The 12,639-nt window shown below is 53.5% G+C and carries 12 protein-coding genes; 8 read left to right on the top strand and 4 right to left on the bottom strand.

The window, feature by feature from the left end; all coding sequences use genetic code 11:
* Positions 1 to 65: 65 nt before the first annotated feature.
* Positions 66 to 329 (bottom strand): 30S ribosomal protein S20, encoded by a 264-nt coding sequence (gene rpsT, locus LCS67_RS18680; RefSeq protein WP_001518655.1) that lies wholly within the window; start codon positions 327 to 329, stop codon positions 66 to 68.
* A gap of 105 nt (positions 330 to 434) precedes the next feature.
* On the opposite strand from rpsT, the gene LCS67_RS18675 reads away from it, so the two are divergent.
* From LCS67_RS18675 to rihC, 8 genes are all read left to right on the top strand, one after another.
* Positions 435 to 650: a DUF2575 family protein gene (locus LCS67_RS18675; protein WP_001538903.1), complete on the top strand. Its 216-nt coding sequence runs from the start codon at positions 435 to 437 to the stop codon at positions 648 to 650.
* A gap of 7 nt (positions 651 to 657) precedes the next feature.
* Positions 658 to 1,596, top strand: a complete 939-nt coding sequence (gene ribF, locus LCS67_RS18670) for a bifunctional riboflavin kinase/FAD synthetase (protein WP_000767311.1) — start codon at positions 658 to 660, stop codon at positions 1,594 to 1,596.
* A 44-nt stretch (positions 1,597 to 1,640) separates the two neighbouring features.
* Positions 1,641 to 4,475 (top strand): isoleucine--tRNA ligase, encoded by a 2,835-nt coding sequence (gene ileS / locus LCS67_RS18665; RefSeq protein WP_001563101.1) that lies wholly within the window; start codon positions 1,641 to 1,643, stop codon positions 4,473 to 4,475.
* On the top strand, positions 4,475 to 4,975 hold the full coding sequence (gene lspA, locus LCS67_RS18660) for a signal peptidase II (RefSeq protein ID WP_000042736.1): 501 nt from the start codon (positions 4,475 to 4,477) through the stop codon (positions 4,973 to 4,975). Before ileS ends, lspA begins: the two co-directional genes overlap by 1 nt.
* Before the next feature lie 154 nt (positions 4,976 to 5,129).
* Positions 5,130 to 5,579 (top strand): FKBP-type peptidyl-prolyl cis-trans isomerase, encoded by a 450-nt coding sequence (fkpB, locus tag LCS67_RS18655; RefSeq protein ID WP_000047269.1) that lies wholly within the window; start codon positions 5,130 to 5,132, stop codon positions 5,577 to 5,579.
* Positions 5,580 to 5,581: 2 nt separating this feature from the next.
* The gene (gene ispH, locus LCS67_RS18650) at positions 5,582 to 6,532 is read left to right on the top strand and encodes a 4-hydroxy-3-methylbut-2-enyl diphosphate reductase (RefSeq protein ID WP_001166422.1); all 951 of its coding nucleotides are present in this window, start codon (positions 5,582 to 5,584) and stop codon (positions 6,530 to 6,532) included.
* A gap of 199 nt (positions 6,533 to 6,731) precedes the next feature.
* The gene (locus LCS67_RS18645; RefSeq protein WP_000516311.1) at positions 6,732 to 7,934 is read left to right on the top strand and encodes an XAC2610-related protein; all 1,203 of its coding nucleotides are present in this window, start codon (positions 6,732 to 6,734) and stop codon (positions 7,932 to 7,934) included.
* 15 nt (positions 7,935 to 7,949) lie between these two features.
* Positions 7,950 to 8,870 (top strand): ribonucleoside hydrolase RihC, encoded by a 921-nt coding sequence (gene rihC / locus LCS67_RS18640; protein ID WP_000741408.1) that lies wholly within the window; start codon positions 7,950 to 7,952, stop codon positions 8,868 to 8,870.
* A gap of 21 nt (positions 8,871 to 8,891) precedes the next feature.
* Here rihC and LCS67_RS18635 read toward each other — a convergent pair whose 3' ends face one another.
* The 3 genes from LCS67_RS18635 to LCS67_RS18625 all read right to left on the bottom strand — a co-directional run bounded on the left by LCS67_RS18635 (position 8,892) and on the right by LCS67_RS18625 (position 12,635).
* On the bottom strand, positions 8,892 to 9,578 hold the full coding sequence (locus tag LCS67_RS18635; protein WP_000377415.1) for a response regulator: 687 nt from the start codon (positions 9,576 to 9,578) through the stop codon (positions 8,892 to 8,894).
* A 1-nt stretch (position 9,579) separates the two neighbouring features.
* Complete coding sequence (locus tag LCS67_RS18630; RefSeq protein WP_001563099.1) at positions 9,580 to 11,199, bottom strand: sensor histidine kinase; 1,620 nt, start codon at positions 11,197 to 11,199, stop codon at positions 9,580 to 9,582.
* 134 nt (positions 11,200 to 11,333) lie between these two features.
* Positions 11,334 to 12,635, bottom strand: coding sequence for an oxalacetate decarboxylase subunit beta (locus tag LCS67_RS18625; protein WP_000444883.1), 1,302 nt, complete (start codon positions 12,633 to 12,635; stop codon positions 11,334 to 11,336).
* Positions 12,636 to 12,639: the final 4 nt, after the last annotated feature.

The following is a 12,639-nucleotide window of genomic DNA, read 5'->3' as shown; positions in this document are numbered from 1 at the left end:
GATAGCAGGCATAAAAAAACCCGCTTTACGCGGGTTTTTTTACAAAGCTGATAACAAGCAGGCGATTAAGCCAGTTTGTTGATCTGTGCAGTCAGGTTAGCTTTATGACGTGCAGCTTTGTTTTTGTGGATCAGACCTTTAGCAGCCTGACGGTCCACGATCGGTTGCATTTCGTTAAATGCTTTCAGTGCAGCAGCTTTGTCGCCAGCTTCGATAGCTGCGTATACTTTCTTGATGAAAGTACGCATCATAGAGCGACGGCTTGCGTTGTGCTTACGAGCCTTTTCAGACTGAACGGCGCGCTTCTTAGCTGATTTGATATTAGCCAAGGTCCAACTCCCAAATGTGTTCTATATGGACAATTCAAAGGCCGAGGAATATGCCCTTTTAGCCTTCTTTTGTCAATGGATTTGTGCAAATAAGCGCCGTTTAAATTGCAGCACTCGTTGCGTAGTGATGGCGCAGGATTCTACCAGCTTGCGTGCTGTGAATACAGCCTTTCCATGAGAAAAATTGCATTAAGCGGCGGGTTTTGGGGCGGAGTTTGCCGCATGGCGATGAAAAGCATCTTCTTTATGTTTCCTCAGGGCAATAGTCGGTTAACCTTGACCGCTGTACAAGGTATACTCTTGCGATTTTCACTGTTTTGAGTCAGACATGAAGCTGATACGCGGCATACATAATCTCAGTCAGGCCCCGCATGGGTGTGTGCTGACCATTGGTAATTTCGACGGCGTACATCGAGGGCATCGCGCTCTACTGCAGGGTTTGCAGGAAGAAGGACGCAGACGCGGTCTGCCGGTGGTGGTCATGATTTTCGAACCGCAGCCGCTGGAGCTGTTCGCGACGGATAAAGCGCCCGCTCGCCTGACGCGCCTGCGTGAAAAACTGCATTACCTTGCGCAGTGCGGCGTGGACTATGTGCTGTGCGTGAAATTCGATCGCCGCTTTGCCGCTTTGACGGCGCAAACGTTTATCAGCGAACTGCTGGTGGAGCGACTTGGCGTGCAATTTCTTGCCGTCGGCGATGATTTCCGCTTTGGTGCTAGCCGCGCGGGCGATTTCTTGTTATTACAGAAGGCGGGGGCGGAGTATGGTTTTGCGGTTTCCAGCACCCAAACCTTTTGTGAAGGCGGCGTGCGTATCAGTAGTACCGCAGTGAGACAGGCGCTGGCGGAAGATAACCTGGCGCTTGCCGAAAGCCTGCTGGGACATCCCTTTACTATTTCCGGGCGTGTCGTTCATGGCGACGAGCTGGGACGTACCATTGGCTTCCCGACGGCGAACTTACCGCTGCGCCGTCAGGTCTCCCCGGTAAAAGGGGTCTATGCGGTGGAAGTCACCGGGCTTGGCGATAAGCCGTTACCCGGCGTAGCGAACATTGGCACTCGTCCAACGGTGGCTGGCGTGCGTCAACAACTGGAAGTGCACCTGCTGGACGTTGTAATGGACCTCTACGGTCGCCATATAGATGTAATACTGCGTAAAAAGATACGTAATGAGCAGCGATTTGCGTCGCTTGATGAGCTAAAAGCGCAAATCGCACGCGATGAGTTAACGGCCCGCAAGTTTTTTGGGCTAGCCGGGCAGGTGTAATCCTGACGGTGTTTATCAAACCGAAATACGGAACCGAGAATCTGATGAGTGACTATAAATCGACCCTGAATTTGCCGGAAACAGGGTTCCCGATGCGCGGCGACCTCGCCAAGCGTGAACCGGGAATGCTGGCGCGTTGGACCGATGATGATCTGTACGGCATCATTCGTGCGGCCAAAAAAGGCAAAAAAACCTTCATTCTGCATGATGGCCCTCCATATGCGAATGGCAGCATTCATATTGGTCACTCAGTTAACAAGATTCTGAAAGACATTATCGTGAAGTCCAAAGGACTGTCGGGATTTGACTCGCCTTACGTGCCGGGCTGGGACTGTCACGGTCTGCCTATCGAGCTGAAAGTCGAGCAGGAGTTCGGTAAGCCGGGCGAGAAATTCACTGCCGCTGAATTCCGCGCCAAGTGCCGCGAATATGCCGCTACGCAGGTTGACGGCCAGCGTAAAGACTTCATTCGTCTGGGCGTGTTGGGCGACTGGTCGCATCCGTACCTGACCATGGACTTCAAAACCGAAGCTAACATCATCCGCGCGCTGGGCAGAATTATCAAAAACGGTCATCTGCACAAAGGCGCTAAGCCGGTGCACTGGTGCGTTGACTGCCGTTCCGCGCTGGCGGAAGCGGAAGTTGAATATTACGACAAAACGTCGCCGTCTATCGACGTGGCGTTCCGCGCCGTCGATCAGGATGCGGTGAAAGCGAAGTTTGGTTTGCCGGGCGTGAGCGGCCCGATCTCGTTGGTCATCTGGACCACCACGCCGTGGACTCTGCCGGCTAACCGCGCCATCTCCCTGGCGCCGGACTTTGATTATGCGCTGGTGCAGATTGACGGACAGGCGGTGATTCTGGCGAAAGATCTGGTTGAAAGCGTCATGCAGCGTATTGGCGCGGCTGAATACACCATTCTCGGTACCGTAAAAGGCGCGGAGCTGGAACTGCTGCGCTTTACCCATCCGTTTATGGGCTTTGACGTGCCGGCGATCCTCGGCGATCACGTCACCCTGGACGCAGGTACCGGCGCGGTACATACCGCCCCTGGTCACGGCCCGGATGACTACGTGATCGGTCAAAAGTATGGCCTGGAAACGGCTAACCCGGTTGGGCCGGACGGCGCTTACCTGCCAGGCACATATCCAACGCTTGACGGTGTTAACGTCTTCAAAGCGAACGATATCGTTATTGAACTGCTGAAAGAAAAAGGCGCGCTACTGCATGTCGAAAAAATGCAGCACAGCTATCCGTGCTGTTGGCGTCACAAAACGCCGATCATTTTCCGCGCGACCCCGCAGTGGTTCGTCAGCATGGATAAAGAAGGGCTTCGTCAACAGTCCCTGAAAGAGATCAAAGGCGTTCAGTGGATCCCGGACTGGGGTCAGGCGCGTATTGAATCAATGGTCGCTAACCGTCCTGACTGGTGTATCTCACGTCAGCGTACCTGGGGCGTACCGATGTCGCTGTTCGTGCATAAAGAAACGCAGGAGCTGCTGCCGATTGAGCGTACTCTGGCGGCGATGGAAGAGGTGGCGAAACGCGTCGAAGTTGACGGTATCCAGGCATGGTGGGATCTCGACCCGAAAGAGATCCTCGGCGAAGATGCTGATCAATACGAGAAAGTTCCGGATACGTTGGACGTTTGGTTTGATTCCGGTTCCACCAGTTACTCCGTGGTTGACGCACGTCCGGAATTCGCCGGTCACGCTGCCGATATGTATCTGGAAGGCTCTGACCAGCATCGCGGCTGGTTTATGTCCTCCCTGATGATTAGCGTGGCGATGAAAGGCAAAGCGCCATACCGCCAGGTACTGACTCACGGCTTCACCGTCGATGGTCAGGGGCGCAAAATGTCCAAGTCCATCGGTAACACCGTATCGCCGCAGGATGTGATGAATAAACTGGGCGCGGATATCCTGCGTCTGTGGGTGGCGTCTACTGACTATACCGGCGAAATGGCGGTCTCTGACGAGATCCTCAAACGCGCCGCCGACAGCTATCGTCGTATCCGTAATACCGCGCGCTTCCTGCTGGCGAACCTCAATGGCTTCAATCCGGCCACCGATATGGTCAAACCGGAAGAGATGGTGGTGCTGGACAGGTGGGCGGTGGGCTGCGCGAAAACGGCGCAGCAAGAGATTCTGAAGGCATACGAAGCTTACGACTTCCATGAAGTGGTACAGCGCCTGATGCGCTTCTGCTCCGTTGAAATGGGCTCGTTCTACCTCGACATCATCAAAGACCGCCAGTACACCGCGAAGGCTGATAGCGTCGCGCGTCGTAGCTGCCAGACTGCGCTGTATCATATCGCAGAAGCTCTGGTTCGCTGGATGGCGCCGATCATGTCCTTCACGGCTGATGAAATCTGGGGCTACCTGCCGGGCGAGCGTGAAAAATATGTCTTCACCGGCGAATGGTACGACGGGTTGTTTGGCCTGGAAGAGAATGAAGAATTTAATGACGCATTCTGGGACGATGTCCGCTATATCAAGGACCAGGTCAACAAAGAGCTGGAAAATCAGAAAGCCAATGGCATCAAATCGAACCTGGAAGCAAAAGTGACGCTGAAATATGCTGACGATGCTAACGGTACGATCAAGAAGCTGAAACTGTTGGGTGAAGAGGTCAGATTTATCTTCATTACTTCCCAGTTCGTGATTTCTGAGCAAGCGGGGGGTATTGATGATGAAAATATTCAGTACAATGCTGGTAATACGACAGTTCAGGCAGTGGTAACGCGTGCCGAGGGTGATAAGTGTCCGCGCTGCTGGCACTACACTACTGATGTCGGCAAGGTGGCGGAACATGCAGATATCTGCGGACGCTGTGTCAGCAACATCGCCGGTAATGGCGAACAACGTAAATTTGCCTGATGAGTAAACCACTCTGTTCAACAGGACTACGCTGGCTATGGCTGGTAGTAGTCGTGCTGATTATCGATTTGGGCAGCAAATACCTGATCCTCCAGAATTTCGCTCTGGGGGATACGGTAGGGCTGTTCCCGTCGCTTAATCTGCATTATGCGCGTAACTACGGCGCGGCTTTTAGCTTCCTGGCGGATAGCGGCGGCTGGCAGCGCTGGTTCTTTGCCGGGATTGCGATAGGGATCTGCGTAATTCTTTTGGTGATGATGTATCGCTCGAAAGCGACGCAGAAGCTGAATAACATCGCTTATGCGTTAATCATCGGCGGCGCGCTGGGGAATTTGTTCGATCGTCTGTGGCACGGCTTTGTTGTCGATATGATCGATTTTTACGTCGGCGACTGGCATTTCGCGACGTTCAACCTTGCCGATAGCGCGATCTGTATCGGCGCGGCGCTGATTGTACTGGAAGGCTTTTTGCCGAAGCCGACAGCGAAAGAACAGGCATAAGCGTAAATACCGGGTGGCGCTTATCCGGTTTTGTAGGCCTGATAAGCGCAGCGCCATCAGGCAAACGTGGTGCCGGATGGCGGTGAAAACGCCTTATCCGGCCTACGGTTTTATCGTTCTTTGTGCCTCCGGGCAAAACACGTGAGCAATTTGCATGTCTAAATCCGTACAGAGCAACAGCGCGATCCTCGTTCACTTCACCCTGAAACTGGATGATGGCTCAACGGCGGAATCTACCCGCAATAACGGCAAGCCAGCCCTGTTCCGTCTTGGCGATACCTCGCTTTCCGAAGGTCTGGAGCAGCAGCTTCTGGGGTTGAAAGAAGGGGAAAAGAAAGCGTTTTCGCTGGAGCCTGACGCCGCGTTTGGCGTCCCCAGTCCGGACTTGATCCAGTATTTCTCGCGCCGTGAGTTTATGGCGGCGGGCGAACCGGAAGTCGGGGCGATTATGCTTTTTACCGCAATGGATGGCAGCGAAATGCCTGGCGTGATTCGCGAAATCAACGGCGACTCGATTACCGTTGATTTTAACCATCCGCTGGCCGGGCATACCGTTCACTTTGATATTGAAGTGCTGGAAATCGATCCGGCGCTGGAGGCATAAACATGCAGATCCTGTTGGCCAACCCACGCGGTTTTTGCGCCGGGGTAGACCGCGCTATCAGCATTGTTGAAAATGCGCTCGCCATTTACGGCGCGCCAATTTACGTTCGGCACGAAGTCGTGCATAACCGCTATGTAGTGGACAGCCTGCGCAAGCGCGGGGCGATCTTTATAGAACAAATTAGCGAAGTGCCGGATGGCGCCATTCTGATCTTCTCCGCTCATGGGGTTTCCCAGGCGGTGCGTAACGAGGCGAAAAGCCGCGATCTTACCGTTTTTGACGCCACCTGCCCGCTGGTGACGAAAGTCCATATGGAAGTGGCGCGCGCCAGCCGTCGCGGTGAAGAGTCTATTCTCATCGGCCACGCCGGGCACCCGGAAGTGGAAGGCACCATGGGCCAGTACAGCAACCCGGAAGGGGGGATGTACCTGGTTGAGTCGCCAGAGGACGTCTGGACGCTGAATGTCAAAAATGAAGGCAAGCTCTCCTTCATGACGCAAACCACGCTTTCCGTGGACGATACGTCCGATGTGATTGATGCGTTGCGTAAACGCTTTCCGAAAATCGTCGGCCCGCGCAAAGACGATATTTGCTATGCCACTACTAATCGTCAGGAAGCGGTGCGGGCGCTGGCGGAGCAGGCTGACGTGGTGCTGGTGGTCGGCTCGAAAAACTCTTCTAACTCTAACCGGCTGGCGGAACTGGCCCAACGGATGGGAAGAACCGCGTTTCTTATCGACGATGCGGCGGATATCCAGGAGGCGTGGGTGAAAGAAGCCGCCTGCGTTGGCGTCACCGCTGGCGCTTCCGCGCCGGATATTCTGGTGCAGAATGTTATTGCGCGTCTGCGCGAGTTTGGCGGCGGCGAAGCTGTCACGCTTGAGGGGCGCGAAGAAAATATTGTTTTCGAAGTGCCGAAAGAGCTGCGTGTGGATGTTCGTGAGGTCGAATAAGATTTCATAATTCAGAAATCTGCCTGATGACGTTACGTTGACCAGATCTTAAGAATTTCTTTTGATATTCAATGGGCGACAGGAAGAATAAGGCGTAGTCGTCATCCGTTGCTAATGCCCCACCTTTTTGCTATTCATCTGAAAAACCAGCACAATCGTTGCTGGTTTTTGGGGTGTAATGCCTACAGGGATAAGGGAAATGGGCAAAATAAAATATGGATTGGCAACGTTACTCGCCATCGGCTTTTGGATGGACGCGACAAGCGCCACGGTGCTGGAGCTACCCGCCTGGGAGCGAAACTATACCGGAACTATCGCGGGGAAACCGGTAAACGTTAATATCACGCGATTTGGTAACACGCTTTATGGGTATTACTGCTATGAACCTTGCAATCAGCACAAGGCAGCGATTGCTCTACGCGGCTCACTCCAGGATAAAGAGGTGCATCTTGAAGAACGCGTAAAGGCGCTTTCGGGTTACTGGAATGCGGAAATCTCCAGCAGTGAGATTAAAGGCGAATGGACTTCCGCAGATAAAAAACGACATTTTCCTGTTGCCCTTATCTACCTCAAACCTAAAAACTCCCCTGATATTGTGCTGGTCACGAACACGAATGATGCAGGGGGTTACGACCCTTCCAAAGAGATTGATTGCGGCAATACGCCGGCCATTTCGGCGATAAAATTATACCGTGATGGTAAACTCATACAGACCTTAGATACCGCCTCGGTGGGCACTTGTAGCCCGTTTATGCCTCAATGGGGGGATGTCAATTTTGATGGCTACCCGGATCTGTCGATTGTAACAGAGCTACTTGCAGGGCCGAATGCTCCAGAACAAACATGGCTCTATGACCCCGCCAAACAGCGTTATGTTGATGCGCCAGCGTCTTATCAGGAAATCACTTCACCAGAGATCGATGCTGAACATAAACAGATTGTTAGCTATTGGCGCGGTGGTTGCTGCAGTCATGGCGTCAATGTGTATCGCTGGAAAGGAAAAACGATTGAACTGATCGATCGCGGTGAAAGCTATTTTCAGCCTGTGATCAGTAAAGGCAAAATGTATAACTGCTACATGATACCTTCCTACGCTGATGGGCGTATTATTTATCCGCTAGTACGTAAAAATGGTCATTTGACGCCGCCTTTTAGCCTTGATGAGACGTGTCAACCTTTTTGGCTAACCGGTAATGTTCGTACCGTGATTCAGGCAGAAAAACCCGGCGCTGAGCCCGAATCGCTTGAGATTCAGTGGCAGGAAAACAAAGCATCGCCAGGGCGTTTTTGCCCATTAGTTCCGTTTGTCGAAGGTAATAAGCTAAGTCCGCGTCTGGTGACGGATGACGATGTGCCTGATACCTGTATCAGTCGCGCTGAGTACGAAGATATAAAACAATAGGTCAGGAGAGCGTTAATGGCAGCATCCCTACACATTATTCTTGATACCGATCCAGGCATTGATGACGCCGCCGCGATTGCCGCTGCGCTGTTTGCCCCCGAGCTGGATCTGCAACTGATGACCACCGTTGCCGGCAACGTTTCGGTCGAAAAAACCACCCGTAACGGCTTACAGCTCCTGCATTTCTGGGACGCCGATGTGCCACTTGCCCAGGGGGCCGCGACGCCGCTGCTGCGTCCGTTACGCGATGCGGCATACGTCCACGGCGAATCCGGCATGGAAGGCTATGATTTTGTCGACCATCAGCGCCAACCGTTGGCGAAGCCAGCGTTTATCGCTATCCGGGATGTGCTGATGAACGCCCCGGAGCCCATGACATTGGTGGCGATAGGGCCATTGACCAATATTGCGTTGCTACTGATGCACTATCCGGAGTGCCGCTTCAACATTCACCGGCTGGTGATTATGGGCGGTTCCGCAGGGCGCGGCAATTTTACGCCTAATGCTGAATTTAACATTGCTGTCGATCCGGAAGCCGCCGCCCACGTATTTCGTAGCGGCATTGAGATTGTGATGTGTGGGCTGGACGTCACCAATCAGGCCGTGTTGACGCCGGAGTATCTGGCTACGCTTCCTGCGCTTAATAAAACCGGCGGCATGCTGCATGCATTGTTCAGCCATTACCGCAGCGGCAGTATGCAAAGCGGTCTGCGGATGCACGATCTCTGCGCTATCGCCTGGCTGGTGCGTCCGGAGCTTTTTACCCTGCAATCCTGTTTTGTGGCCGTAGAAACGCAGGGGCAATATACCGCCGGTACCACGGTGGTGGATATTGAAGGGCGTCTGGGGCAGCCCGCCAACGCGCAGGTGGCGCTGGCGCTGGATGTGGACGGTTTTCGTCAGTGGGTGGCTGAGGTGTTTGCCTGTGCGCCGTAATTACATGTTGGCGCCATAATCTCATACTTTGCCGCGATAGAGTCTCTCCGGCCTGCCCACTTTCCCGTAGCTGATCTCCGCTTCGAGAAAGTTATTTTTCACGCCTTGTTCCAGATAGCGTCGGGCAGTGGTTTTACTGCTGCCCAGAATTTGCGCCAGAGTGTCTGCTGTATGTACTGCCTGCGGGTCGGCGAATATTTGTCGTACCCGGTTGAAGGTGTTTTCATCAATTCCCCGCAGTCCGCTATTCGGTTCTGCGGTTTGTTCTTTGGCCTGGATATTAAATAAGGCATCAACGTGCGTCTGGTTTGCCTGCTCACTGGAACGTAACGAACTGCGGTAACGGGTGAACCGCTCCAGGGTATGCTGCAGGCGCTGATAATGTACCGGCTTAATCAGATAATCGAATACGCCCATGCGTAAGGCATCGCTGATGGTATCCATATGATTGTCGGCGGTAATGAAAATAATTCGCCCCGTGTAGTTGGTGCTGATGGTATGACGAATTAAATCGATCCCTTTGCCATCGGGTAAAAAATTATCCAATAGAATTAACTGTGGTTGATAGAGGCGTATTTGCTTCTTTGCACTTTCCAGTTTGTCTGCGATGCCGACGATTGAAAACTGGGGAAAAAGCTTGATGGTGTCCACCAGGATTTCCGCTAGCATCGGTTCGTCTTCAACGATGAGTGTCGTAATGCTATCCATGTTATTCTTCTCTGGTAAAAGGGATATAGAGGGTAAAAATGGTGCCAAAAGGATTATTGTTATCGACGATAATGTCACCATTGGCCTGCTTGACGTAGCTGTGCACCAACCATAATCCAATTCCGTGATCGCCGTTGTTGTGGGTGGTCACTCCACGCTCGAAAATATGCTGGCGGATATTTTCGTCAATACCACATCCCTGATCGGCAACTTCAATAATGACTTCATTACCTTCGCTGTTGATCAGGCACTCAATCTGTCGCGAGCCTTCGCGATTGAGCAGGGTGGCGTTATAGGCGTTGTCCAATAAATTGCCAACAATCGAAATCCATTCATTATGCGAGAGCGATGACGGCAGGTGTTCAACAAAGCTTGAAGGATCGAAAATCAGCTCCAGCCCCAGCTCTTTTGCCCGATAATATTTACCGATTAATAGCCCCGCAAGGTGGTGGTCGCGGAAATTATGGGAAATAAAATCGAGTACTTTCTGGTGGCTTTCCGACTGCTGCTGAATCAGCGCCAGCGCATTATCGTAGCGCTTCAGGAACAGCAGTCCGGCAATGGTGGAAATAAGGTTGCGATGCTCATGCTGCACGGCGCGCAGGTTATCGGCGTATTGCCGCACCTGACTTAACTGCAGGCTGAGTGTATTGATATCGTCTTTGTTGCGAAAGCTAATAACCCAGCCCTGAGGCTGGTTGTCAATAATGACCGCCATGCGACTGGCGATGACTTTCATTTGGTTAAAGGTGACGATCTCATCTTTTTTGTTTTTTTGCGGCGCATCGTAAAAAAAAGCCTCCGGCAACACGATATGGTGGATTGCATAGCCAATGAGTTCAGACTCCGGTTGGCTCAGATTCAGTAAGCGGCGAGCCGTTTGGTTAATGGCGGTAATACGGTGATGGGAGTCAATGGCGATCAACCCTTCAAATACCGACTCAAATAACACGCTTTGCTGAATTAATAGTTGTGAAAGCTGCTGCGGCTCCATGTTAAGCATCTGCTTTTTAATATGCAGCGAGAAGCGGCGGGCGCAGTACAACAGCACCAGCAACAGTATCGCCATCGGGAACAGCAACGAGCTGATTTGTAAGTTAAGCCAGCTCTCCAACTGTTCCAGAGTATAGCCGACGGAAACAATACCGATGACTTTACCGGTACTGTCCTGAATCGGGGATTTACCACGTAAGGAAGAGCCTAATGAACCTTTACGCACCGATACGTAGCTTTTAGCGTTATACAGCGCGTCGTCGCTATCGCCGCCCTCCATATATTTGCCGATCTCATTCGGGTTGACGTGATACAGTCGCTGACCTTTTTCGTTGCCAACGGTAATGTAAGTCGCATCCGAAAACGAGCGCATTGGGTCAATCAGCGCTTTGATGCGTGGCAAATCATGCGCCTCTACGGCTTCAACTAATTCTGGCATAGCGGATATTTGCATTGCCTGAATAAGCGCACGTTGGCCCACCTGATAATGCAGGCGCTCTTTCGTGATATCGGTCAGATACCAGGTGATTGCCAGCATCACGATGGTGGATGTAAACAGGATCAGTAGAAATATCCGGTTTTGAAACGAGCGTCTGGCAAACCAGTGTGTAATTTCCCGTATAAACATATTGGTATTTAGATATTTAATTACGGTATTTTCTTGCATTCGGCATCACCGGAACCTGAACCAGTTCATACTTACTTTTCTTTCAGAAAAAATTTGGATGAAAATGGGATACGACATGCGTATCCCATCCACTATTACATCGCCAGCACGTATTTCAGCATCACGCCCGCCGCAATGGCCGAACCGATAACCCCCGCCACGTTCGGGCCCATCGCATGCATCAGCAGGAAGTTCTGCGGGTCCGACTCCAGGCCCACTTTGTTCGACACCCGTGCCGCCATCGGCACCGCCGACACCCCCGCCGAACCGATAAGCGGGTTGATTTTGTTCTTACTGCACAGGTTCAGCAGCTTCGCCATCAGCACCCCGGCCGCCGTCCCGATACCAAAGGCAATCACCCCCAGCAGCAGAATGCCCAGCGTCTGCGGCTGCAGGAACTTGTCCGCCACCAGCTTGGCGCCCACCGACAGCCCGAGGAAGATGGTCACGATATTAATCAGCCCGTTCTGTACCGTGTCGCTCAGACGCTCCACCACCCCGCTTTCACGCATCAGATTGCCAAAGCAGAACATCCCCAGCAGCGGCGCGGCGTCCGGCAACAGCAGGGCCACCAGCATGAGCAGCACCACCGGGAAGAGGATTTTTTCCCGCTTGCTGACGGTGCGCAGCTGCACCATGCGGATTTTGCGCTCAGTCTCCGTGGTCAGCGCCTTCATAATCGGCGGCTGGATTAACGGCACCAGCGCCATATACGAGTACGCCGCCACCGCGATGGCCCCCAGCAGCTCCGGCGCCAGCTTGCCCGACAGATAAATCGCCGTCGGGCCGTCCGCGCCGCCGATGATGCCGATGGCCGCCGCCTGCGGCAGGGTGAAGGAAATCAGGCCGAAGTAGTTCAGCGTCAGCGCCCCCAGTACCGTAGCGAAGATGCCGAACTGCGCCGCCGCGCCGAGCAGCAGGGTGCGCGGATTCGCCAGCAGCGGGCCGAAGTCGGTCATCGCCCCCACGCCCATAAAGATGACCAGCGGCGCGACGCCGGAGCCAATCGCCACTTTATAGAACAGCGCCAGTACCCCCGGCGTGTAGCCCATGTCCACCGCCAGGTTCTCCATCTGGCTCTGCACCGACGGCAGCGCCAGCGCTAACGCCTCCTTGATGGCATGAACGTCCGGCGCGCAGTTGAGCTTCGCGGCAATCACCGCCAGCTGCCCGGCGTCGTGATGCGCCAGCAGGCTTTCCAGCGCGGTCAGCGCCATGCCCGCTTCCGGGATGTTGGAGAGCAGCCCGCCGAAGCCAATCGGCAGCAACAGCAGCGGCTCGAACTTTTTCGCAATCGCCAGCCACAGCAGCAGCAGGCTGACCAGCAGCATGATGGCCTGGCCTGCGCCAAGGTGCATCAGCCCCATGCCCTGAAGCAGGGCGTTCAGACTTTCCATTTCA

The sequence above is a fragment of the Salmonella sp. A7 genome, from assembly GCF_020181675.1.
GTDB classification, from domain to species: domain Bacteria; phylum Pseudomonadota; class Gammaproteobacteria; order Enterobacterales; family Enterobacteriaceae; genus Salmonella; species Salmonella enterica.
This window is presented reverse-complemented; position numbering and strand designations above follow the sequence as displayed.